The 24,616-nt window shown below is 53.7% G+C and carries 20 protein-coding genes and 1 pseudogene; 10 read left to right on the top strand and 11 right to left on the bottom strand.

Annotated features, from left to right (window positions below; all coding sequences use genetic code 11):
* Nucleotides 1-108: 108 nt before the first annotated feature.
* On the bottom strand, nt 109-1,284 hold the full coding sequence (locus OGM67_11920) for an IS110 family transposase (protein ID UYJ34271.1): 1,176 nt from the start codon (nt 1,282-1,284) through the stop codon (nt 109-111).
* Between the two features lie 373 nt (nt 1,285-1,657).
* On the opposite strand from OGM67_11920, the pseudogene OGM67_11925 reads away from it, so the two are divergent.
* The 9 genes and pseudogenes from OGM67_11925 (at nt 1,658) to OGM67_11965 (ending at nt 9,639) form a co-directional block, all read left to right on the top strand.
* Nucleotides 1,658-1,855, top strand: a pseudogene (locus tag OGM67_11925) (DNA cytosine methyltransferase).
* Between the two features lie 2 nt (nt 1,856-1,857).
* Nucleotides 1,858-2,700: a hypothetical protein gene (locus OGM67_11930; protein UYJ34272.1), complete on the top strand. Its 843-nt coding sequence runs from the start codon at nt 1,858-1,860 to the stop codon at nt 2,698-2,700.
* Between the two features lie 82 nt (nt 2,701-2,782).
* Nucleotides 2,783-3,088 (top strand): hypothetical protein, encoded by a 306-nt coding sequence (locus tag OGM67_11935; protein ID UYJ34273.1) that lies wholly within the window; start codon nt 2,783-2,785, stop codon nt 3,086-3,088.
* A gap of 32 nt (nt 3,089-3,120) precedes the next feature.
* Nucleotides 3,121-3,909 (top strand): DUF4240 domain-containing protein, encoded by a 789-nt coding sequence (locus OGM67_11940; protein UYJ34274.1) that lies wholly within the window; start codon nt 3,121-3,123, stop codon nt 3,907-3,909.
* A 102-nt stretch (nt 3,910-4,011) separates the two neighbouring features.
* Nucleotides 4,012-5,706 carry a type IV secretory system conjugative DNA transfer family protein gene (locus OGM67_11945; GenBank protein ID UYJ34275.1) on the top strand — a complete coding sequence of 565 codons (1,695 nt, stop codon included), beginning with the start codon at nt 4,012-4,014 and terminating at the stop codon, nt 5,704-5,706.
* Between the two features lie 47 nt (nt 5,707-5,753).
* Complete coding sequence (locus tag OGM67_11950; GenBank protein UYJ36231.1) at nt 5,754-6,023, top strand: glutamyl-tRNA amidotransferase; 270 nt, start codon at nt 5,754-5,756, stop codon at nt 6,021-6,023.
* A 33-nt stretch (nt 6,024-6,056) separates the two neighbouring features.
* The gene (locus OGM67_11955; GenBank protein UYJ34276.1) at nt 6,057-6,893 is read left to right on the top strand and encodes a hypothetical protein; all 837 of its coding nucleotides are present in this window, start codon (nt 6,057-6,059) and stop codon (nt 6,891-6,893) included.
* An 11-nt stretch (nt 6,894-6,904) separates the two neighbouring features.
* Nucleotides 6,905-7,303: a PrgI family protein gene (locus OGM67_11960; GenBank protein ID UYJ34277.1), complete on the top strand. Its 399-nt coding sequence runs from the start codon at nt 6,905-6,907 to the stop codon at nt 7,301-7,303.
* A 26-nt stretch (nt 7,304-7,329) separates the two neighbouring features.
* Nucleotides 7,330-9,639, top strand: a complete 2,310-nt coding sequence (locus tag OGM67_11965) for a TraE family protein (GenBank protein ID UYJ34278.1) — start codon at nt 7,330-7,332, stop codon at nt 9,637-9,639.
* Here the strand turns inward: OGM67_11965 and OGM67_11970 are convergent.
* Both OGM67_11970 and OGM67_11975 read right to left on the bottom strand, forming a co-directional pair.
* Nucleotides 9,594-9,896: a hypothetical protein gene (locus OGM67_11970; GenBank protein ID UYJ34279.1), complete on the bottom strand. Its 303-nt coding sequence runs from the start codon at nt 9,894-9,896 to the stop codon at nt 9,594-9,596. The two genes, OGM67_11965 and OGM67_11970, sit on opposite strands and share 46 nt — an antisense overlap.
* Nucleotides 9,897-9,931: 35 nt before the next feature.
* Nucleotides 9,932-10,138 carry a hypothetical protein gene (locus tag OGM67_11975; protein UYJ34280.1) on the bottom strand — a complete coding sequence of 69 codons (207 nt, stop codon included), beginning with the start codon at nt 10,136-10,138 and terminating at the stop codon, nt 9,932-9,934.
* A gap of 319 nt (nt 10,139-10,457) precedes the next feature.
* Here OGM67_11975 and OGM67_11980 point away from each other — a divergent pair, with 319 nt between their 5' ends.
* On the top strand, nt 10,458-12,182 hold the full coding sequence (locus tag OGM67_11980; GenBank protein ID UYJ34281.1) for a M23 family metallopeptidase: 1,725 nt from the start codon (nt 10,458-10,460) through the stop codon (nt 12,180-12,182).
* A gap of 77 nt (nt 12,183-12,259) precedes the next feature.
* On the opposite strand, the gene OGM67_11985 is transcribed toward OGM67_11980, so the two are convergent.
* The 8 genes from OGM67_11985 to OGM67_12020 form a co-directional block, all read right to left on the bottom strand.
* Nucleotides 12,260-16,120, bottom strand: coding sequence for a DUF4855 domain-containing protein (locus OGM67_11985; GenBank protein UYJ34282.1), 3,861 nt, complete (start codon nt 16,118-16,120; stop codon nt 12,260-12,262).
* 135 nt (nt 16,121-16,255) lie between these two features.
* Nucleotides 16,256-16,402 carry a hypothetical protein gene (locus OGM67_11990; protein UYJ34283.1) on the bottom strand — a complete coding sequence of 49 codons (147 nt, stop codon included), beginning with the start codon at nt 16,400-16,402 and terminating at the stop codon, nt 16,256-16,258.
* Between the two features lie 40 nt (nt 16,403-16,442).
* The gene (locus OGM67_11995) at nt 16,443-17,555 is read right to left on the bottom strand and encodes an SGNH/GDSL hydrolase family protein (protein ID UYJ34284.1); all 1,113 of its coding nucleotides are present in this window, start codon (nt 17,553-17,555) and stop codon (nt 16,443-16,445) included.
* A 3-nt stretch (nt 17,556-17,558) separates the two neighbouring features.
* On the bottom strand, nt 17,559-18,533 hold the full coding sequence (locus tag OGM67_12000; protein ID UYJ34285.1) for a DUF4855 domain-containing protein: 975 nt from the start codon (nt 18,531-18,533) through the stop codon (nt 17,559-17,561).
* Nucleotides 18,523-20,586 (bottom strand): AraC family transcriptional regulator, encoded by a 2,064-nt coding sequence (locus tag OGM67_12005; GenBank protein ID UYJ34286.1) that lies wholly within the window; start codon nt 20,584-20,586, stop codon nt 18,523-18,525. The genes OGM67_12000 and OGM67_12005 overlap by 11 nt, the downstream gene beginning before the upstream one ends.
* 292 nt (nt 20,587-20,878) lie before the next feature.
* The gene (locus OGM67_12010; GenBank protein UYJ34287.1) at nt 20,879-22,516 is read right to left on the bottom strand and encodes an extracellular solute-binding protein; all 1,638 of its coding nucleotides are present in this window, start codon (nt 22,514-22,516) and stop codon (nt 20,879-20,881) included.
* A gap of 48 nt (nt 22,517-22,564) precedes the next feature.
* A complete protein-coding gene (locus OGM67_12015) occupies nt 22,565-23,476 on the bottom strand; it encodes a carbohydrate ABC transporter permease (GenBank protein UYJ34288.1) in 912 nt (303 codons plus the stop codon).
* Between the two features lie 29 nt (nt 23,477-23,505).
* Entirely contained in the window at nt 23,506-24,447 is a 942-nt protein-coding gene (locus OGM67_12020) for an ABC transporter permease subunit (protein UYJ34289.1), read from the bottom strand.
* Between the last annotated feature and the right edge of the window lie 169 nt (nt 24,448-24,616).

Raw genomic sequence — 24,616 nt, forward strand, 5'->3', positions numbered from 1 at the left:
GTCAAGCCCCAAAACAAAATTTTCGAGAGAAATTTTAAGGTGGTGAAAATTGGTATAGCAAACAAGAGCATCCGTTGTCGGATACTCGCTCCGTATAAAATCGCACGCTTAATAATCAGCTAAAAAGGCTTTCCCAGAACGCTGCATAGCAAAAATAAGCCTTACCAGCTTTTTAGCAGCATGAGAGATGGCAACATTGTAATGCTTTCCCTCAGAACGCTTCTTTTCAAGATAGGCCGAGAATGTAGGACACCAAAGGCAAACATATTTGGCGGCATTGAAAAGAGCATATCGCAAATATCTGGAGCCACGCTTTTCCATGTGAGCATAACAGTTTTGCAGTTGCCCTGACTGATATGTAGATGGAGAGAGTCCAGCATAAGCCAGCAGCTTGTCTGCGCTTGCAAAGTTGGAAAAATCTCCAACTTCAGCAAGAATCATTGCACCCATATGTCGGCCAATACCGGGGATTGTAAAGATGGGAGAATCCATCTGAGATGTAATCTTGTCAATTGCGGATTCTACCTCAGAAATTTCTTTGTCCAGTTCGCGGATGAGAGCAATCGTGTGTTTCAACTCCATAGACTTAGCAGGCATTTTCGAGCCAATGGAGACCCCTGCGGCTACTTGGATTTCCGCGGTTTTAGACTTGGTATAACGACCTTTAGAGGCGGTGCAAAGAGTCTCAGCGAGTTCTTCAGTATTGGCGCTTGCGATATAGCTTGCACCCGGATAGTTGCTCAGCAGTGCGTATACAACAGCGATGTGCAGGCTTGAGACCAGCTTTTCGAGCTCCGGAAACAGAATATTCACTAACCGCGCAACGGAGCTTTTCAGTTTGGCGCGCTCTTTTACCTTATCAAATCTGTATCTGGTTAGTGACTTTAGCTCTTCATTGTGGTATGCTGTATTTGAGTAGGACTTGAGGTCCACATCAGACATGAGCATCATTGCAATGGTACGCGCGTCTATCCGATCTGTTTTGGTTCTTCGCAGGCTGAGACTTTTCCGGTAGAGGTTCGTGTGCAGAGGGTTAATGACATAGGTTGCCAGGCCGCTGTCTAAAAGAAACCCCAGCAGATTGTAGCTGTAATGTCCTGTGGCTTCAAGCCCTACTTTTATTTTGTTTTCACCTTGGGAACAGCTCTGCATTCTTGAAAGAAGCGTCTCAAAACCGATGCGGTTATTGGCAATGGTAAATACATCTGCCAAGACCGTTCCTTCCGAGTTGAGGATAAAGCAATCATGCTTGTCCTTTGCAACATCGATACCAACAAAAATCATTTTTTTACCTCCGACGTTTTATTTTACAGTGCTGCTTAGAGCCACACCTCTTTGCTATGTAACCTCGTTCTATATAAACCGTCTGGCGGTATCTAACTGATTAACACTAAAAACAAAGAGCCGTGGTTGGAGCCTTTCGGAAACCGTCTTGCGGTAGGAGGTTTAAACCAATCCACAGCACCTTGTCTATTGTAGCATTTTGTCCTTGGAGAGGGACTCTAATAACTACTACTTTATAATACGAGGAGGTTTATACATTATGAACGGTAAAAAAATCTTGTTTGGTGCAGCCTATGACGGGCTGCTTTTGTTTTTGATGAGGGGCGCCTATTAAGCACCTTCGCAGATCCGGCAAACATCCCCATAGGGAGTTGTGCCCTTGATCAAGTTCGTAGATATGTTCTCCGGCATCGGCGGTTTCCGCGAGGGCCTGACCCGAGCCGGGGGCTTTGAATGTGTGGGTCACTGCGAAATCGACAAGTATGCCAATCGCAGCTATAATGCCCTGTTTGACACGAAGGGAGAGTGGTTCATTGAAGATGCCCGAAAAGCCGATCCAGGCACTATGCCGCCATGAAGAAAGCAGAGCGCGAAGCGGTTTGGATGCAGGTGGATGCCCGCATGGGTGAGGTACTGGCAGATGCCCCGGCCTTGAAGGAATTTCTCAACTTCATGTCGCAAAGCAGAAACTCGCTGCCGAACCAGCTTTTGCTCTCCGGCCAGAACGCCGACATCACGGACGCCCGCACATTCCAGCAATGGAAGGATGCCGGAAGGCATATCCGTACAGGAGAGGAAGGTTACACGGCCATTGTGGGGCAGGTGTACGAGAATAACGGCCGAAAGGCTTCCGGGTATAATATCGGCAAGGTGTTCGACATTACACAGACGCGCGGCAGACCGGTACCGCCGCCCGCTAACTACCAAGTGGATGAACTGGTCGCCGCGGCCATCGAGAGCAGCCCGGTGCCGATCCAAATCTCGGACAGTCTGCCGGACGGCATCCAAGCGCAGTATGTTCCCAAGAACCGCACGATTTATGTCCGCAACGGCATGGATGCAGGCACGACGCTGTGCGCCATCGTCCGGGAGCGCGCACAGACGGATTTCCATAAGGACTACACCTACAACCGGCAAGCTTACGCCGCGCACAGCTATTGCACCGCCTACATGGTGGCGCACCGCTATGGGCTGGACACCGCCGCTTTCAATTTTGACCGCGTGGTTGCCTTGTACGGCAATCTGGGCAAAGAACAGCAGCGGGGCTTTCTGTCGGATGTGAACACCGTTGGTGGAGGGCTACTGCGCAGTCTGAGCCGCACGCTGGCTGTACAGACCCGCGAACCGCTCGCCGCAGAATACGCTGTTGCCGTGCCGTCTGCCAAGAAGCAATCTCGCCAGCAGGAGCGCGGCTGATTGTTTTCCGTTTGTTTTCAAATGACGGATAGCTATTGCAGCAGTTCTATGATATGCTGTGAGCAAAGGATGGTGAAAAACAATGACAGAACGTAAAGTTAAACTTGACCGTGCCAACAAAAGCATACTGCTCCGGGCGCTGGGCGATGTCTACTACGGCCAGCGTGCCAACGGCGGCAGCACCGAGGTAACCGGACGGCTCATTCTGCGGGTTAACGATCTGCCCGCAGGCGGCAAACTGACACTGTCGGCGGCAGAGTATCGGCTGGCAAAAGCAGCCCTCAACCAACTGCGCACCCAGCGCTTGGCAGAGGGCGGTTATACTGATGCGGTGGATGATGCACTGACCCGGTTGCTGCACGCGCACACCCCGCTGCTGCTCTGGTGAAGAAGATGCAGAACTGGCAAGAGAACATTCCTATGACGAAAGATAAGTTTTGGGAGGTCATCGACAACGCCAGAGCCATAGCACCAGCGTTGGAAGGTGAACCACTGCGGGAATCCCTGTACAAGCAGCTTTTAAAGCTGTCCCCGGATGAATTAGTCGGCTTCGACTGCGCGTGGCAGGAATACCGCAGGATAGCAAACAGCCCGCAGTTGATTGCCGCGGCCTGTATCATCAACGGCGGTACCTCGGATGACCGATTCGACTATTTCAAAAATTGGCTGATTCTGCAAGGACAGTATGTCTTTCGGCAGGCGCTGAAAGACCCTGATGCGCTTGCTGAGTTCAAGATTCCGTTCGGCGACACTGAATGGGAAGATTGCGGGTACCTGACAAGCCTTGCCTTTGTGGGGAGAGCCTTGCCTACCTATTTTGCGCAGGAGGGCATTGCCAAGGAACTGCGCCGAAAATACCCCGCACTACTGCAAGCCCCCGGAGCGCTGGACGCCGAAATCATGCGTGTGCTGCTTTATCCGAACCGTGAGCAGGAGCAGGCTTTTGACCGCTACCTGCTCGGCCTTGAAGTGCAGCACTACATCGACATCAGCGGGCTGGACAGCTACGATAAGTTTTATCTGGAACACATTTCATGCAGGTGGCAGTTGGATTATCTGAGAGAAAGTATCCGCGAGGAAACGCCCCAACCACGGCAAGGAAAGCTAAGTCCTGACATTGCCAGCACTCTGCCCAAACTTTGGAAGAAGCGGCTGGCGTGGGATGCGGAACAGCGAACGCGCCTGCACCATCGCGGTGAGGAAAGGTAGTCCACCACGCCGGGAAGAAAGAATCCTTGGTGGGTCTGGCTGCTGCCGCTGCCTGTTGTATGGTGGGCGGCGCTGGCGGTGGCTTGCCGCTGGCAGCCGGGAATGAAAATAACGGCTCTGCTGGATGCGCTGAACAGCGCACTGGCAGAGCCGTTTGCGTTGGCGTGGGTCAGCAACAGCCCGCGCTTTTTGCTGGTGTTCACGGTGATTTACGCGGTAGCGGTTATTGTAGCTGTGACCGATCAGAAGAATACCCGCCCCGGTGCGGAGCATGGCTCGGCGGCTTGGGGCGATGTGTTCCGGTTAAACAAGTTCTACATGGACAAGCGAGGACCGAACCTGCTGCTGGCGCAGCATTTCTACATTGGAATCGACGGCTACAAACACAAGCACAACACTAATATCCTCATCGTCGGCGGCTCCGGTGCAGGCAAGACCAGAACCTACGGCGTACCGAATGTACTGGAATGTGCCTGCTCTATGGTCATTACAGATCCTAAGGCTGAAATTTTGCGTAAGACCGGGAATTTGTTGAAGAAAAAGGGCTATGAGGTCATCGTTTTTGACCTCATAAACCCTGCTGCATCGTTCTGTTACAACCCGTTTGTGTATGTGCATGATGACCGTGAAGTGCTGACTTTGATTGAAAATCTGATTCAAAATACCACGCCATCACATTCAAAAAGCAGCGACCCCTTCTGGGAAAAGTCCGAAACTGCCCTGCTCCAAGCCCTTATGCTGTACCTGCTGCACGAGGCCCTGCCCGAAGAACAAAACTTCTCGATGGTCATGGAGATGATAGCTGCCGCTGAAGTCCACGAGGACGATGACAACTACCAATCCCCGCTGGACATCCTGTTCGAACGCTTGGAAATGCGCGAACCCGACAGCATCGCATGTAAGCAGTATCGCATTTTCAAACAAGCCGCGGGCAAAACGGCGAAATCGATTTTGGTAAGTGTAGGTGTGCGCCTTGCCGCGTTTAACCTGCCGTCCATCGCCAAGCTGACGATGACGGACGAACTGCATTTGCAGGAATTGGGCGAGCGCAAAATTGCGCTGTTCTGCTGCATTCCGGATTCGGATAAGTCGCTGAATTATCTGGTCGGCATGATCTACACCCAACTCATCCAGACACTGTACCGACAGGCAGACCGCGTACACAAAGGACGCTTGCCGGTGCCTGTGCATTGTCTGATGGACGAGTACGCGAACATTTCCTTGCCGAAAGATACATTCCTGTCGGCGCTGGCCACTATGCGTTCCCGCGCTATTTTCTGCTCCATCATCGTGCAAAACATGGCGCAGCTGAAAGCCATGTACAAGGACGATTGGGAATCGCTGGTCGGTTTGTGCGACGAGTTCCTCTATCTCGGCGGTACCGAGAAAGAAACCCACAAGTACGTTTCGGAACTGCTGGGCAAGGAAACCATCTCCACGACCAGTTACAACCAAAGCAAAGGGCGCAGCGGCAGTTACAGCATCAACCACCAGCAGTCCGGGCGCGACCTTATGACCCCGGACGAGGTGCGTCTGCTCGACAACAGCAAGTGCATCTTGTTCATCCGAGGGGAGCGCCCCGTGATTGACCTGAAATATAATCTGCTGAAGCACCCGAACATCCGCTATACCGAGGACGGCGGCGCAGCCCCTTACGACTACACCGCCGCCGACAATGCGCGGGACGATCTGCCCGGTGCACCCGAAAATTACGAACTGCTGGATATGGACGACTTTCTGCCCGCTGAGGTGGCAGAAATAAAGCCAACCATACAAAGAATCAGGAGGCCCAAATGAAGCTGAATAACAACAAAAAATCCGTAAAAATTTCTCGCAGCCTGTTCATGCTGTACGCCGTTATGGTGTGCGGCATTGTTTTTGCTTTGCCCGCGTTCGCTGCAGATGACCCGCTGGTAGTGGTCGAAAATCTCTCCACATTCATCTTTTCGCTGATCCGCGCGGTGGGCCTTATCCTGCTGGGGTGGGGCATTGTGCAGGTCGGTCTGTCCCTGCAGAGCCACGACCCCAGCCAGCGCAGCCAAGGCTTTCTGACGCTGGCGGGTGGGCTGGTGATTACCTTCGCCAAAGAAATCCTCGACCTCATTACCGCGTGAGGGTCATACCAAGAGGAAGGACGGTGATGTCCTGTGGGTGAGTCATGGATCGTCAGCAACTTAAACGCCGCACTCTCCACATGGAACGACAAGCTGGCGGAAATCTGGTCGCTGCTGACCGAAAGTCCGCAGACATTTAAAGGCGGGCAGGTCTGGGGCGTTATGACAGGCATCCACGGCGCGTTGCAGGCAATCGGTTATGGGCTGCTGGTGCTGTTTTTTGCCGTAGGCGTTATGAAAACCTGCGGCAGCTTTGTCGAGGTCAAAAAGCCGGAACACGCGCTCAAGCTGTTCATCCGTTTTGCACTGGCAAAGGGCGCGGTGACCTACGGGCTGGAATTGATGCTGGCGGTGTTCTCCATCGTGCAGGGCATGGTGTCTACGATTATTACCCAATCGGGCAGTTCCGGCATGAGCAGCGTGACGCTACCACAGGAGTTGATCGACGCCATCAACAACGTGGGCTTTTGGGATTCCATTCCGCTGTGGGCGGTCACATTGATCGGCGGGCTGCTGATAACAGTTCTGTCTTTTACCATGATTCTGACCGTCTACGGCAGAATGTTCAGCCTGTGGATGTATGCAGCCATTGCACCGATTCCGCTGTCCACCTTTGCCGGGGAGCCGACCGGCAGCGTGGGTAAAAACTTCATTCGCAGTTATGCGGGTGTTTGTTTGCAGGGTGTGGTGATTGCACTGTCCTGCATTATTTTCTCCGCCATTTCGTCCAGCCCTCCCGCCGTGGATACCAGCGCATCCGTTGTCACGGCTGTCTGGACCTATGTTGGGGAACTGGCGTTCAACCTGCTGGTGCTGGTCGGTGCCATCAAGGGCTGTGACCGCATCGTCAAAGAAATTATGGGGTTATAAGGGGGCAATCTATGGAAATTAAAATACCGAAAGAAGTCCGCGACTATCACGAAAACATCTTTTTCGGCTTGAACACCCGGCAGTTCATCTGCTCGGTGCTGGCGGTCGGCGTAGCGGTGGGCATTTACTTTGCCTTGCAGCCGTATGTCGGCACAGAAGAAATCGGCTGGATGTGCATTCTGGGTGCCGCACCCTTTGCCGCCTGTGGATTCTTTACTTACCACGGCATGACCGCCGAACAGGTGCTGTGGGCGTGGTTCAAGTCTGAAATCCTCTGCCCGAAACGCCTTGTGTTCAAGTCCGACAGTTACTACTACGAAGCCATGCAGCCCGCCATCCGTGCGGGCATAAAGCGAAAGAAAGGTTTGCCTATGAAGAAAAACACCCATGACAGCGAGGAAACTGCTTGATTAAGACCCTGTCGAAAGCGCAGAAGATGGAACACGAAAAGTTCCGTATTCCGCGCAGCGTACAGGATGCAATCCCCATCCACCGCATTTATGCGGATGGGATTTTTCAGGTCGGGAACCAGTATTCCAAAACGTGGTCGTTCACCGACATCAACTATGCCATTGCGAGCAAAGAGGACAAGACGGCCATGTTCCTCGATTACTCCGAATTGCTGAATGCCCTCGATTCCGGTGCCTCGGCCAAAATCACGATTTATAACCGCCGCATCAACAAAGCAGAATTTGAGCGCAGTGTCTTGTTGCCCGACAGGGATGACGGGTTGGATGAATACCGCCACGAATTTAATAAAATGCTGACCGCCCAAGTCACCGGCACCAGCAACAGCATCGTGCGGGAACGCTACCTGACCGTCAGCGTGGTAAAGCGCAATGCGGATGAGGCCCGCAGTTACTTCTCCCGTGTGGGTACAGATTTGGTGACGCACCTTGCACAGCTTTCCTCGGTGGCAACCGAACTGACGCTGAATGAGCGCCTGCATATTTTCCGCGACTTTTTCAAGGCCGGGGAACAGGCTGCGGCAGAGTTCAACATCCACGAACACGCCAAACGCGGCCAGCATTTCAAAGATTGGTTCTGCCCGGACAGCATGGAGTTTGCCGCCGACCATTTCAAGCTGGATGCCCGTTATGGTCGGGTGCTGTATTTGCAGGACTATGCGAGCTACATCAAGGACAGCTTTGTGTCGGAACTCTGCGACCTTGACCGCGATTTGATGCTGTCCATCGACATCCTGCCTGTACCCACGGACGAGGCCGCCCGCCAGCTGCAAAGCACGCTGCTGGGCGTGGAAACGAACGTAGCCAACTGGCAGCGCCGCCAGAATGCCAACAACAATTTTACAGCCACGATTCCCTATGATATGGAACTCCAGCGCAAGGAAACCAAGGAGATGCTGGACGATCTAACGACCCGCGACCAGCGGATGATGTTCGGGCTGGTGACACTGGTGCATCTGGCAGACAGCAAAGAGCAGCTCGACAGCGACACCGAAACGCTCTACTCGACAGCCCGCAAGCACCTGTGTCAGCTTTCCACACTGCGCTGGCAGCAGAAGGACGGGCTGGACACGGTGCTGCCCTATGGGCTGCGGAAAATCCAAGCCCTGCGAACCCTTACCACCGAAAGCACCGCCGTGCTGATTCCGTTCCGCGCACAGGAAATCATGCAGCCGAACGGTCTGTACTATGGGCAGAACGCCGTCAGCAAGAACATGATCGTGGCGGATCGCCGCTTGCTGCTCAACGGCAACAGTTTCCGTTTGGGCGTGTCCGGTTCCGGCAAGAGCATGAGCGCCAAGGAAGAAATCGTGCAGATCGCGCTTTCCACCGAGGATGACATTCTCATTCTCGACCCGGAGTCGGAGTTCGGCTATCTGACCGAAGCCCTTGGCGGTGAAGTCATCCGCATTTCGGCTACGTCCGACACGCATATCAACGCGCTGGATATGGACCGCGCCTACGGTGATGAGCGCAACCCCATCGTCAGCAAGTCGGAGTTTGTGCTGTCGCTGTTCGAGCAGCTGATCGGTGATGGCATGGTGACGGCGAAAGAAAAATCCATCCTTGGCCGCTGCACCGAACAGGTGTACCTGCCCTACATCCGCAACGGCTATAAAGGTACGCCGCCCACGCTGCAGGACTTTTACCGTCTGCTCCAAATGCAGCCGGAACCCGAAGCGCAGGGGCTGGCGCTTTCGTCCGAGTTGTTCATTACCGGCACGCTGAACACCTTTGCCCGGCACACCAATGTGGACACGCAGGCACGGATTATTGCCTACGATATCCGTGAACTGGGTGAGCAGCTTATGCCGCTGGGTATGCTGGTGACGCTGGATGCGATTTATAACCGCGTCATCCAGAACTGGAAGAAAGGCCGCAGAACGTGGATTTTCTGCGATGAGTTTTACATTTTGTTCCGCTATGAGTACAGCGCCAATTTCTTCTACAAGCTGTGGAAGCGCATCCGCAAGTACAACGGACTTGTGACCGGGCTGACGCAGAATGTGGACGAACTGCTGCGCTCCGACACCGCCCGCCTGATGCTGGCCAACTCGGAATTTCTCGTGATGCTGAACCAGAGCGCCACCGACCGCGCGGAACTGGCGAAGCTGTTGAACATCTCGGACAACCAGTTGGGCTACGTCACCAATGTTCCCGTGGGCTGCGGGCTGATTCGCTGCGCGGGTAATATCGTGCCTTTCACCAACAGTTTTCCGAAAAATACTAAGCTCTATGGTTTGATGACGACCAAGCCGGATGAACAGCAAAGGGAGTGAAACAATGATTTATAAAAATAAAGGGCCGCCGAAGCGCCCTCTACTGTGCGACAAGCTGGAATATATTTATCAAGTAATTCCATTCGGTCAATATCGGTAATTTTAATAACCTCGCAACTGACAAGAATGGAACTGTCATCATAAAATTCATCGCTAAATAATCCAGTGCGGACAGAGCTGTCTTTGAAGTGAATTCTCACGAACTTATCATACATATCTGCGTATTGCCTATGAAATGCTTCACTTACTTCATACATAAAGACACCTCCCAATTCCGATTTGCATGACTGCATCAGTGCATCCAAATGTTGTTTTCCAAATCGCGCAGCCTACCTTTATAATCGTTGATGAGAGCTTCGGTATTTTCCCCATCCGGGAAAGTTACCAGATAGCCGTCCCCAGTTTCATGAAAGCCGATGATTCCGGCAAGCCCTGCCATCTCGGCCACTTTCAGCAGGGTGTGATAGTCATACTCGGCGGCACTGATATATAAATTCATGGGAGAAACCTCGCGTTTCAGAGAGATGATTCTATTATAGCAACATCTTTTCATAATTGCAAAGAAAATGCTGTATCACCCGAAATCGGTAGATACAGCATTGTTTTTATATGTAATGGCCTTGCAGCCTAATTTGTTGTCTGGCCTTGACCGAGCGATTGCTCTGGCATGGTCTAAGGCGCAGTGGTAAGTGCGGGATGCTTCCCGCGTTTGTTTTGATTATGAGACTTATTATAGCGGCGACTTGTGTGCAGAATTTAAAAGCCTTTTGAACGATTTTGAAATTCAATTTGAATAATTTATGACGTGGGGTGATGCCATGAAAGATATTAAAGAAAAGCCAACCGCGCATATGCCGAGAAGCAATGCAACCGGGAAAATCCCGAAAGCTGCGCTGAAAAAGGCGTGGACGGAGGGCAAGGAGAAAAGCCGAACCATGCTGCGGGAAAGCACTTCTACGCAGGGAGACGGTGATTATACAACTGCGCAAGATACCAGCTCGGCGGTAACCGATACATCATATTCGGTCATCAAGCAAAACACAGATTTCACCGTGCAGCAGGTGCGCAAGATTGCCCGCAAGCAGATAGAAAAATACCGGGAACGACACGCCGCTGAACAGGTCGAAACCACCCGCGTCCACACCGCCAGTGAGCGAGGTGTCAGCCCCAAACAAGCCGAGTGCGGCACGCTGCCCGATGCAGCGCGGCACCCGCGCCGTGGGGCAGATTTGCCCCGCCAGCGGGCGAAAGAAAAAGTCGTCACCGCCAAGACCGCACCACGAGATATTCGTGGTGTGACCCAAGGCCAGCGCCAACTGCGAACCGCCGCAAATGAAACTGTGCGGAGCATAACAACCCAAGCACAAATGCAGACCCGTACACGTCAAGTGCAGCTTGCTATCCAGAAAGCCACCAGCAGCACCCGCAAGACGGCTGTGGCGGTGCGCTCGGCAATACGGCATTTTCTTGTCGGTCTGCACAGTCTTGTCGCGGCCATTGCTGCAGGGATTAGCGTGGCACTCAGTATTATTATTGTCATCAGCCTTGTGGCGTTTGTGTCCGGCTCGGCTTACGGCATCTTTTTTGCCGCAAATGCCCCCAGCGCAGATACAATCACTGTCCAAGAAGCGGTAGAAACACTGACGGCAGAATACCGTGACCGACTGGAAGAAATCACCGACACCGTACAGCACGACCGCCAAGACATTACGGCCAACGATGATGTGTACTTCATCCGTTGGCAGGATGTCCTGGCGGTCTTTTCTTCGTATGTGGCGGGCAGCGAACAAGGCGCACCCGTTGCGGCACTGACGGAAGAACAGGTGGACAAGCTGCGGGAAACTATGTGGGCAATGAACGCAGTGGACTATTCCACCCACCCGGAGACGACTACCATAGACACTACCGATGAGGATGGCAACCCGACTACTACAGAAATCACCGAAACCGTCCTTGTAATCGAACTGACCCACAAAACACCCGACGAGATGGCGACAGACTACCACTTTACCACCCGACAGAACACCTATCTGCAACTCCTGCAGGACCCGCAGTACGAGGAACTATGGGCGGAATTGCTCGGCGGCTTTGAGCAGGGCGGGGGAGAAGTCATGTCTCCTGATGGTACACGCGCCCCAACAGGCACCCTGCAATGGCCGCTGCCGGTTGCGGGTACGATTACCTCGCAGTTCGGTCACCGCGTGGACCCCATCACCGGCGAAGTCAGCTCCCACACCGGCACCGACATTGCCTGTGCTGAGGGTACGCCGATCCTCGCCGCCGCAGACGGTATCGTCACCGTTGCCAACGGTCTTGACAGCTGGGGCGGCAGCTACGGTTACTACATCCAAATCAACCATGGCGGCGGGCTGGAAACGCTGTACGCTCACTGTTCGTCCATCTGCGTCACCACCGGCCAGCAGGTGCAGGCCGGGCAGGTCATCGGCTACGTCGGTCACACCGGACGGGTGACGGGCAGTCACTTGCATCTTGAAACGCGAACCAACGGAACCCGTGTGGATTCGATGCAGTTTTTCTCTTAAATTTTTACAGAAACTGTTTAATTGCATCGTTTGTGGCTGTCGGGCCAAAAACAATCTGTAATTGTCTTTATAACCGATTACTTATCGTTTCTTTTCTTGCAGACAAATACAACTGCAAGTCCGAGCAGAGATGCCACCAGAAGCACGACGTACAGCGTGGGATTGGAGGTATCGCCCGTTTGCGGTATTGCCGTTATGGTGGACGGCTTTGAAGTGCTTGCCGGGGTGGGGGCCGGCTGGTTGGGAACCGGCGCTGTGTTTGGCGCAGAGGGAGCCGGGGTGGGGGTGGGAGTGGGCGTGGGCACAGGCGAAACAACCGTGGACACAAATTCCGCTGTAATCGTCACATTTTCCGCCGGCATCACAAAGCTGGTACCGGAAATCGCCTTGCCGTTGACCAGCAGGCTGCCCTCCTTGAGCTTATAATTGGAATCGGGAGTGACGGTGAGAGTGACCGTAGTTCCTTCGATTGCTTTTTGCTGATCTGCTTCAATCTTGCCATTGGTCATCTTGGCAATGGTGATGGTATACTGCTTGAACGCAGACTCATCCAGCGCATACAGCTGCTGCAGCTTTTTAGTGAGGGTGGAGCGCTGGGCCGAAGTGAGGTTCTGGCCGCTGAGATAGTTCTGAATCCGGGCAACCACCTCTTTCAGCTCTATCTTCTGTTCTTCTGTGATATTGTCGGCTGTCACCCCTTCAAAGCTGGCCACCAACTGGGCAATATCCTCCCGAATCGCCATGATATAGTCCCGCAGCTTTTCCAGCTTGGCCTTTTGGCCTTCCAAATACTGGATTTCTTCCTGTTCCGATGCTGCTTCCAGCTTCTTTGCAATCGCTTCCAGGGCAGTGCCAATATCCGAAACATCATTCAGTGTGATGGTTTCCTCGCTGAGGTACTGGAGATACCCCTTTTCATAGGTTCCCTTGATGAACTGATAGGTGGCGTCGTAGATATAGCGCACTTTGGGGGTATTGCTGTTTGCGGCATAAAGCAAAGCGCAAGTATCCTGATAATAGGCTTTATATGCCTTGTCGCCATCAAAGCCATAGTCCACACCGGCTTCCAGATAATCCATATACCGGTTGAAACGATCGGGAGAAATGACACCGGCTTCGTTGAGCCCCGCCAGTTCCAGCTCGATGCCCATACCGTATTCAATGGCAGCCTGCGCGGCATTCTGCAGGCGCTCGGTGGTGGAGTCCGACGAGAACATATAGTTGGGCTGATAGGCCACTGCGTCAAATCCCCACCGCTTCCACTGGCTGTATCCGGGAGCATTCATATAGGGAATCCAGAAGTATTTGAGATCATTGCCATGGGCAAAATCCGCAACCGACTGCAAAACCGGCGTCATTTTGCTGATGCCTTCTTCCACCAGATAGATGCCGGCCAGCTCCAGATATTCAAAGCTGCCTTCATCCCACATCCGCAGCAATTCCTGGTTGTACCAGTTGATAGCGGCGACCTGGTCGTCCATATAGCCGTCGGGGTTGATGTCGGGCGAGAAGCTCAGCGACTTGGTGGTTCCGGGCAGTGCGCCAAAATCCACCTGCTTTTCGCTGGTTCCGGGAATGTTCAAAACGACCTTCAGCTTGTAGTCGGGATCGCCCAATTTTTCTCCGGCCATCTTGGCAGCCTGGTTCAGCTGGGCAACATCTCCGTTTTTGCCCAGAGTTTTTTCCAGATACCAGATAAAATCGTCCACAGTCGCAGCTTCGGCTGCAGAAGAGGGGCCCTGGAAGGTGTGTTCGCCGCCTTCCGTGCGAAGGGCAAGCAGCAAAACGCCGTCAAACATTGTGTCGAGTTCTCCGGTTTTGAGATCTTCATGGACCAGATAGGGCATGCAGTTTTCCGCCGTCCAGTTGCCGGAGCCATCTTCATAATAGCCGTTATAGAGCAGCACCAGATTGCCGATGCCGGCGGTATGAGGGCCTTTCTGCATATAGGTTTTCACGATTTCGCCGTCGATGGGCAGGCTGACAGCATCGTCGGTCACGCCCTTTTCGCCCAGCACACGGATCTCGTCGATAAAGCACCAGTTCTGCATGGGAACGTGCAGTTTCACATACCGGGCCTCCACCTTTGCGGTGGCCTGTCCGTCCGCTTTGGGCACATAGGGGTCGTCCGCCGCCTTCCAGTTGTAAAGCACCTTGGCAACCTCGGTGGGACGCTCGGGAATCAGAAACGCATTTTTCAAAGTGGACCAGCTGGCATTATCCTTGGAAAAAGAAACATCCACCGACCCGGGCATCTTGGCCGCAATGCCGTCGTTGCTGAGATTGTTGAACTCCACTTCGGAAACGGAGCAGATTTCGCCCAAATCAATGACAAACTCGCGGTAGGCGCCTGCCGAATAGGCGGTCCAGGGGGCATCCAGATAATCCGCAGTGGCCTCCACGCCGTCGGTCAGCTTGGTCTTTTTGGGGTCAGGGTAGGAGCTGTCCCCCGCCGCGCTGGCATTGAGCACCTCATAAGACTTCCGATAGGCCAGGTTGTCGGGATAATGAGGATCGGTGTCGCCGGTTATCTCCTCGGCTTTGGGCTCATAGGCGCCCTCCATCCGGTCGCTGCTGCCCAGGATTTCAATTTCGTCCAACGCCACCTGCTGGCTGGGCGCATCGGGAGAAACCGAAGAAAAGACGACCTTCACATACCGGGCATATACCGCGGTGGCATCGGCATGATCCTTCACCTTGTCCGTAGCCGCATCCCAGGACAGTTCCACCACCCCGTTCACAGGCTCCTGCTGGTCATAGCCGTTCTTTTTGGAAACCTCAAACCAGTCCAGCTTGTCGTTGGAAACATAGATCTGAAGGTTGGCACTCTGCTTGATTTGCTGGGTAACCAGCGAAGCGGTGGATACCCCGGTGATGGATTTCTGCGCGCCCAGGTCAAAAATGGCGCACAGGGGATCGTTGTTGTAGTTGGAAGCGTTGTCGGGATTCATCCAGGGAATGGGTTCAAAGACCGTCCAATTGGTCATATCCGCCCCGGTGGCATCTCCCCGAACGCCGTCGTTCATCTTTTTGCAGTCGGCATCCGACGAATATGCCGGGTCATTCTCCGCCGTCAACACATATTTTTCGGTGGAAGGCGAGTAGGTGTAGGAGGCGGTCCGCGCCAGATTCTCAGCGGCGGGAGGTTCTTGTTCGCCGGCGGGCTCAAAGGCGCCCTGGGCCTTGCCATCCTGCCCCAGAATCTCCACTTCTTCCGTTGTGAGGAAGGAATAATTGCCCCACAGCGCATTTGTTTCAAACACAATCCGCACATACTGCGCGTAGATTCCGGTGGCATCGGGGTGCCCCGGCACCTTGTCCGCGGAAACCGCATACCGGGCCACATAGGCGCCAGTCTGCTCCGAAATGTCTTCTCCGCAGTTTTTCCCATCCAAAACGCAGGTCCACTGGTTTTTGTCTGCCGACACATAGACGCTGTATTTGCCGATATGGCCCAGCGAACCGGCGTAGCGGCCGGTGAGCCCGGCCGAGCTGTATGCATTTACTTCCACAATGGTTTTCGGCTGGCCAAGGTCAAAATCCACCGTGTTCTGATTGGAGAACTTTGCCCCATTTTCCGCATTGTTGAAAGCGGAATTGGAATAAAAATTGACTACGCTGTCAAAATCAATGGAACCGGCGCTGCTCTTGACGCCGTCGGTGAGCTTTTGGCAATCGAGGTCCAGAGAACTGACATCACTGCCCAAAAGGTCAAAATTGGACATATTATACAGAGCATCCTCGCCGTATTGGTAGGAGGACGCCGCGCCTGGCTGCCGGAGCAAGTTGACCGGCGACTGTTCCGCCAGAGGGTTTTCGCCTTCCTTCCGCGGCAAGGGAGGAACTTCGGCCGCAAATACGGCGGCGGCATTGGAAAACAGAATCGCCGCGCACATCGCCGTACTCAGCAGCGCCTGCATTCGCTTGTTGCTTTTCATGGTTGCATCTCCTTTTTCTTTTTGAAATTTTCCGATCGTCCAGCCGCATTCCTTTCCAGGAGCAGCGCAGACAGGACACATGCATTTGATTCCCATTATAGGAACCGGATTTCAACGTTGCAATAAACAAAATTTTCAAATGCGCAGCAATATTTTTGCCGGTAAAACGAGAAAAACAGGGCCTTTGCCCGCCCTGCTTTCCACACTTTTTTCACCGGCAGAGCCAGCAAAAATTTTGCTTGGCCGCTTTTTACAAAAAGCACCCCGCAGCAGAAAAGCCATTGGGCAGCTTTTCCCCTGCGGGGTGTTTCTTATATGATTTTTATTCGTTTGTCTGTCCTTGTTCCAGCATCCGGCACAGCAGCGGCCGCAGTTTTTGAGCCAGCAGCCAAAAGCCCAGATCGGTCAAATGGACGCCGTCCACGGTGGTTTCCTTTGCAACCGTTTCCAACATATCCCGTGCCGATGCAAACCAGATAAAGCTATCTCCCCGGGATTTCCGGCGTTCCACCTCCTGCTGCTGAAAACGCTCTTCCCGCGCAAACTGTTCCGCTTCGGTGCTGTTCCAGCCGCATTTTGTCTGCCAGCTTGCCGAAAGCACCAAAACCGGCAGCTGCGGCGCACAGCCGCGCACCGCATCCAGAAAGGCTGGCAGGTTGGTTTCCAGCAGCCCCTGGGGGCCGGCGTTGGGCTGGATGTCCACCACCAGCGCCCCCAGCCGAGGCAGGCTGCAAAAGCAGGAAGCCAGACCTGACATTCCCACGCCATTGCCCGAAAACCCCAAATTGTACACTTCCCGGTCCAGTTCCCGGGACAAAATGGCCGGATACGCCATACCCGGCCGGGAGGCACAACCTCCCTGGGTGATGGAAGTGCCATAAAAGGCGATGGTCCTGCGATGTTTGCGGGGCAATGCCGGCTGCATCTGCGCCCCTTTTTCCAGGCCGATTGCAATCGACCGAATGCCAATATACAGCGGCAGATACACCAGCACCTCGGTGTGCGGCGGAAGGTCCCGCGCCAGTTCGCAGCAAAAGGAGTCCTCCTGCGGCGAAAACTTTGTCAGCCCTGCAAACTGCCAGGCCATGTCGGGCAAAGCCCTCAAATAGCAGTCGCACCCGCACTGGGCCGCCGGAGTCATATGCGCCATATAGGGAGCTGCGTTTACCGCCGCCTTTACCCACACTGCCCGGCTGTCAGTCCGAAAGCGCAGGCAGGCACCCGCCATGTGAGAAGACAATTCGATCAGCGCCGGCCGCTGGGCCTGCAGCATACCGGAAAGAGATTGGGGGAGGCGGTTCCATCGCCTTTCCTCTGCAAAAAAGCCCAAACCTTCCACCAGAATGTTTTCGTTGGGAACTTCGTGCCATAGGATTTCTTCCCCCCGGGCATTCTGCGCCGCCATCTGCCGGTCAAAATCAGCTGCGTCCGCCATGCTTTACTCTCCTTTATGCCCTGTTGCAACCTCGAAAGTTTTTTCATAGAGCTCACGGCCGCGGGCGCCGCCCCTGTTCGCCGCGTTGTATATGGCCTTCACATCCTGGTAATATCCCTTGAACACCTGGGATCCACTGAACCCAAACCGCTGTGCGCCTTTCAGATAATCCAGATAACGCCGGTAAAAATTTTCGTCGTCAAAAGCGCGCTCGTCAAACTCCAATTCCAGCCCCATGTGGTTTTGGGCGGCGAGTTCCGCTGCATTTTGAATCTGCACCGGCTGCGTTCCATTAAAGTAGTGGTTTGGCTGCAGGATGGCCGCATCAAATCCCATTGCCTGCCAGCGGTCAAACCCCAAAGCCCGGTAGTAGGGAATCCACAAAAAGGCAAGTCCGCGCTCTCTGGCTTTTCGGCCTGCATAGTCAATCAGTTCTGTCTGGGAAGCATCCTCATGCAGCCAGTACAGGCCGCACAACCGCAGCGTGTCCAGCTGCTCAAAGGGGCGGTACAGCTCCGCCATGCGGTCCATATACCGGTCAATGGCCGCTTTCTGGCTTTCCGGTCCGCCAAAGGTCTGCCGGGAGGGAAAGGGAATGGTCAGCCCCAGCCGCGCCTGCAGCTGGGGCCGCCGGCTGAGTTTTCTGGCCTGCAGCACCGCCTCGTGCAGCGCACACAGGTCCCCCTGCGGCCGCAACGTTTTGTTCAGATACCACTCAAAATCCTCCCAGGTGGCCGCCTTGGCGGGGTCCACCGCCTCAAACAGCTGGTTGCCTGTGCAGGACAAAAGCCCCAAAAAGAGAAATCCATCGAAAAAGGGCTCGCCGAAACCGGCATTTCGTTTTTGATACAGCAGATAGGGCAGCAGCTCTTGTGCGCTCCAATCTCCCTGCTGCCGGTCGTAATACCCATTATAAATCAATACCAGATTCCGGATTCCGCCTGTATTCTGTCCGGATGTGCAATATTCACCTTGCATTTTTCCCTTCCTTTTCCAAAAAGTCGCGGGGCGTGATGCCGTAGGTGCGCTGGAAAGCACGCTTGAAGGAATACTCGTTGTCGTACCCTATTTCTGTGGCAATTTCCCGGGGACAGTATCCCTTCAGCACCAGCAGTTCCTTGGCTTTTGCCATCCGCTTTTCTGTGATATAGTTGTAGAAATTTTGTCCCACCGTATTTTTGAAGATGCGGGAAACGCTGGCATTGGACACGCCAAAATGGTCGCTCAGCAAATTCAGCGACAGATCGGGGTCGTGCAGATGCTCGTTTACATAGCTCACCAGCGAGCGGTTCACGTTGGTGGCCGCCTGCTGCTTTTTCTGCATGATCTGCTCACAGAGCGTGTTGACGGTGTTTCTTGCGCGGTCAAACGCCTGCTCCAGCGTCATGCCATGCCGCGGTTCCTCCATTTTCAAAAACATCTGCACCGGCAGCTTTTCTTCCAAAATAATCCGCCGCATGGTTTCGTACAAAAGGGTGGCAACCCGGCAGATGAGCGTATAGCTCAGCCCAAGGCGCTGATTTTCCTCGTACAGCTGCTGCAGGATCGCCTGCGCTCTTTTTTCGCTGCCCTCCCGGATGGCACGCACCAGCTGCGTTTCCCAATCCAGCGGGTAGTAATACTCCATGTTGGGGCTGGCAAACTGGATGCCGCAAATTCCCTTCTTTTCCCGCATGCTCTCTTTGATTTCCTGGTACGCCGCGCTGATTCCCGTCAGGCCCCTGCGGGCGCGGGCCACAAACACGCTGCATTCTATATCCTCTTCGATCAGCGCATCGTACAGCGGCTGCGCCAGTTCCATTGCGATGTCCTCGTCCGGCAGAGAGGGAAATTCTGCAATCACAGCGGTGCACTCATCAATATTTTCCACCAGTTCGCAGTGGCTCTGGCCGCATTTGATGGTTTGCAGCGATTTTTTCAAGGTGAGCAAAAATTCCAGGTGAATCCGCGTGTCCTCGATTTCGTTGTCGGGATTGCCAGGCTGATGGCGGAACACCACCACAACATACCAGTAATTGCAGGAGGAAGGAACCGATTGCTGATCACTGTTGAAATAGCCGCGCAGCAGCTGCGCATTGGTTTGCTCCCGCAGGGCATACCGATAGGCCGCAATGGTGTTTTCCATATTGGTGTGGTCGTCGTACAGCCTGCCCACGCAGGTGGCCAGGGTGTCAATATCCTGCTGTTCGTTTTTGCCCTTGACCTTTTTGTTTATCTTTTGAATCAGGTTCCCCAAAGGCCGGTACTGAATGCTGGCCAGCACATAGGCGGCCAAAATGCCCAGCATGGCAAGCACTAATACCAGCACATAGTTCCAGGCGCTCTGTGCAAAGGGAATGGGGGCATCCTCGTAGGTGAGGTCATAGGTTACCAGCATGCTCTGGCTGCTGGTGCTGCATGTTTGGGTCGGTGCAGAGGTCTGCTGAAAATCCACCTGCCAGATGGGCTGGCCGTTCCAGTCCTTTACGAGCAGCTGGGTCACCTGTTCGCCGCATACCTGCTGAAGCAGCTTTTGCATGGCTGCCTTGTCATAGCAGCTTATGGCAATTGCCCGGGGCGGAGTAAGAATATCCAGCTGCTGCACATAGACCAGATAGTCCGCATTGTGAAAAGCAAAATTGCTGGGTTTGAGCGGGCCCTCGCACCCCGGCACATTCAGCAGATGCTCGGTGACGAGATTGGCAGGCAGCTGCAATTTTCGCTGCAAATAGTTTTCGTACTCCGAAACGGAAAACCACCCGCTGGACGTCACCACCAGATCTTTTTGCGGATAGAGCACTGCGATATCCCGCAGAGCGCTGTTGAGGCTGCACAGAGCGGTGAGATTGACCGAAATATCCTGTTTTTCCATCGGGCCGAACTCATTTTCAAAAATCTTGCTCTCCGAAGTGAACTTCTGCACCCAAATGGAATTTTGCAGCACGTTGCTCACTTCGCTGCCCACTTCCCAAATATCGTCCAGGACGTCCCGCACCTTCTGGCTCTCGGCTAAAAAGGACTTTTCGTTGGCTTCCTTACGTTCTTTCCGCATGGCGGCAGAAAAAATAGAAATCCCCACAAGAAAAACACATACAAACAAAGCGATGTATGTAAAAAAATAGCGCTGAAAGTCCTTTGAGTGCCAGTATAAACGATGCATCCTGTTTTTCTCCCTCTGTGCCGCAATATTTTACCAACAAGCGTGCTTGCTACTAGATTACATCACAAATAGGCAAATTGCAATCCATTCCGCAGCAAACACCTGCCCAGCTTCAAGTGCAATAGCCGTGCCGCGTTTTGCGGCACGGCTTTGACTATTTACATTGATCTATCGTGCTCTATCATCAGGAAGGCATATTGGCCAGGTAGCGCTCATAGCGAGCCTGGTAGATATCGACCAGTTCGCTCAGGCCCAGCTCTTCCAGCTTTTCCACTTCCTTGTCCAGGTCGTCCACAGAGATCTGGCCCAGGGTGAGTTTGGTGGCCAGCTCCTTGGAAGCGGTTTGCAGATTGGGCAGCAGGGCATTGATCTTGTCGGATTCTTCCTTGGTGGGCAGAGCCAGGAAATTGTTCACCTGATCCGGATATTTCAGATCGTAGTCGATGAGGTCCAAAGTGACCTGCCGCTTGTAGTCATCGCAATTGGCAACCTGCTGGCGCATATCCACTTCCTGCACGCGGGGCAGAACGCCGTTCCACAGCATGGCGCCTTCGGAGATGCGCTGCTCGTGGGCCATATCCGCAGTCAGACCGGGAATGGGAGTCATAACGCCGTCTTCGTATGTGAAGTTGACGCCTTCCTGGCCAAAGGCGGTGAGCACAGCGTACTCATCGGAATACACAATATCCAGCAGGCGGGCAACGGCCTCCAGGTCTTCGCAATCCTTGGTGACCACATAGCGCTCCCAAACCATGGAACTGGGCTCAGACATCGAGCCGGGCTCCACGCCGTCCAGGGCGGGCAGCGGCATCAGCGGCGCATACAGCGCATCGGGGGCAATCTCCGCCACGGTGGGCTCGTTCCACATGGCATTGGTGTAGTCCCACAGGCATCCCAGCTTGTTTTCGGCGCGTTTCTGGGCCATCAGCTCCCAGTTGCCGGCGACAGAGGGGTCCAGAATGCCTTCCTGCACCAGGCTGTTGAGGTATTCAAAATAAGGCTTGACATTGGGGCTGTTCCAGGGGCTCACCATCTTGTTTTCCACCGGATCCAGGGCGATCATATCGGTGGGCAGATCAAACCACTGGGCGATGCTGGTGCGGAAAGAGGAGGGATCGATGAACATGATCTCATCCTGCTGGCCGTTGCCATTGGCGTCCTTTTCCCGGAAGTCCCGCAGCATCTGGGTAAACTCTTCCAGATTGGTGGGTTCGGCAATCCCCAGCTTGTCGGCCCAGTCGCGGCGGTAGAGCATGGAGAAGCTGCCGTTGGGGTCGGTATTGTCGCCGTAGTACTTACTCGACACATTGCAGAACCAATAAATGTTGCCGTCCTCGGCAGTGGTGAGCGGACGCATGGTGGGGAACTTTTTGTCAAAAGCCTCCTTGGCAGGGCCCTGGGAATATTTGTCGATGATCTCGTTGATGGGGATGATCAGGCCCTGCTCCGCCAGAGCCATCAGGGCGGCGTCGTCCATGGTATGGGCCTTGGCGATGTCGGGCAGATCCTTGCCGGAGGCAAACCGGGTCTGCAGGATCACCGAGTACTGCTCAGGGGCAACCACTTCCCAGTCGATGTCCAGCTTTGCATCGTCCAGCTTGCTTTTCAGGATTTGATAGGCGCTGTATTCCTCTACCTCGTTCCAGTCGTTGCAGGGAGCCCAGCCCTCGGTGCCCAGGATCTTAAGTTTGCTGAAATCACTGGAAGCCTGGTCGCTGCCGCTCTGGGAATCGCCAGAATTGGATTTTCCGCCGCAGCCGGCCAGAGTACCGGCAGCCAAGCAGCCCACCAAAAACAGGGAGAGCATTTTTCTTTTTTTCATTGTTTTCCTCCTATTTGTGCATGATTTTATTTTTTGCTCTTCTCTCATTTAGCCTTTCAGAGAACCGAGCATAACACCTTTGATGAAATATTTCTGGAAGAAGGGATAGGTAAAGATGATCGGCAGGGTGGTGAAAATGATCATCGCATACTGCATCTGCGTTGCGGAGAGCATTTGATTCATGGCATTTTCGATATCCGCCGAGTTGAGCTTGGTGAGATCTACAGTCTGGGCCACCAGCACCCTCTTGAGGTACAGCTGCAGCGGATGCAGGTTTTTATCCGGCAGATAGACCTGCGCCGCAAACCAGTTGTTCCACATGGTCACGATGGAGTAGATGGACACCACCGCCAAAATGGGCTTTGCCAGGGGCAGATAGATGCGGCGCAGAACTGTAAAATTGCTGGCGCCGTCTATGAACGCCGATTCCCGTATATCCCGGGGCAGCCCCGTGAAATAGGTGCGGGTGAGAATGATGTACCAGATATTGAAAGACGCCGGCACAATGATGGCGAAAATATTGTTGTAGAGATTGAGCTTGCTCATGAGCAGAAAGGTGGGGATCAATCCGCCGCCAAAGTACATGGGCAGCAGCACAAAGGCAACCACATATTTTCTGCCCCGCAGTTCCGGAACCGACAGCGGATAGGCACCCATCACGCTCGTGATGATCACCAGCACCGTGGTGGACACTGTATACAGGATGGAATTTCCGTAGGCACGCCACATATCGGAATCGGTAAAGATTTTTTTATAGGCCTGCAGTTCAAATCCCGTGGGCCAAAAGGATACGTTCATCGCCAGCACATCCTGGGGCTTGCTGATGGACATGATGAAAACATAGTACATGGGATACAGGGTGAACAGGCAGATGACTGCCACCGCGATCACGATCAGCACATCCACCAGCCGCGATCCATTTGGAATGCCGTGTTTCTTGCGCGCCAATATCTGAGTCATAATTTCTTCTCCTTTCCATCCGCAGCGGATCACCACAGCGAATAATCGGCAACCTTGCGGGAGACCATGTTGGCCAGATAAACCATGCCGAAGTTGATCAGCGAGATCATAAATCCAACCGCTGTGCCGTAGCTGAAGTTGCCGCCCATCAGGCCATAGCGGTACAGATAGGTGCCGATGACGTCGGCGTATTCGTAGGTTGCGGGATTGTACAGCAGCAGGATCATATCCGAATCCGCGCCCAGCATACCGCCCACGCCCATGATCAGCATGACCACAATGGTGGGTTTGATGGCTGGCAGGGTAACATGCCAGATTTTATGCCACCGGTTGGCGCCGTCCAGACTGGCCGCCTCGTAGAGAGTGGGGTCGATGGAAGCCATGGAAGACAGGTAGAGGATGCTGCCCCAGCCGAAGTTCCGCCAAATGTTGATCACTGTGTACACGATGGGGAAATACTGCGGCTTCATATTCAAAAGGAAGGGTTCGCCGCCCATCATCATGATGAATTTGTTGATGATGCCGTCGCTGCTCAAAAAGGAAAGCGCCATGCCGGCCACCACCACGCTGGAAATGAAGTAAGGCATGTAGCTTGCCGTCTGGGCAAACTTTTTGAACTTGACCAGCCGCACTTCATTGATCAGCAGCGAAAAAATGATCGGGATCCAAAACGCGATGCCCAGGTTCATGGCGCTGAGCACCAGGGTGTTTTTGATGAGCCGCCAGAAATACGGGTCATGTACAAATGTTGAAAAATGTTTCAGCCCCACCCACTTGGTCTGCCCGGTGAAATCCATAAAGGGCATGCCGGGTGTCCAGTCCTGGAAGGAGATCAGCAGGCCATACATGGGTACATAGCAGAAGATGAAAATCAAAATCAGCACCGGCGACATAATGGCGTACAGCTGTATCTGACTTTTTAATTTATAATTGATTCTCTTGGGTGCCGTCTTTGCGTTTGGAGTTCGCACGGTCTTGCCACCAGCCTTTCCTGCTTCATGTGCTTGATTGAACAATCTCAGTGTACGCCGGCCCTTTCGGAAATGCAATAAACAATACTTTTAGCGTGGGCGCAACTTTTGCAGCAGCCTTTTCCGCACTCCTTTTCGCAATATTTTTGCGTACATTTTTTTCATTTTG

The sequence above is a fragment of the Oscillospiraceae bacterium genome (assembly GCA_025757985.1).
Classification (GTDB): Bacteria; Bacillota; Clostridia; order Oscillospirales; family Ruminococcaceae; genus Gemmiger.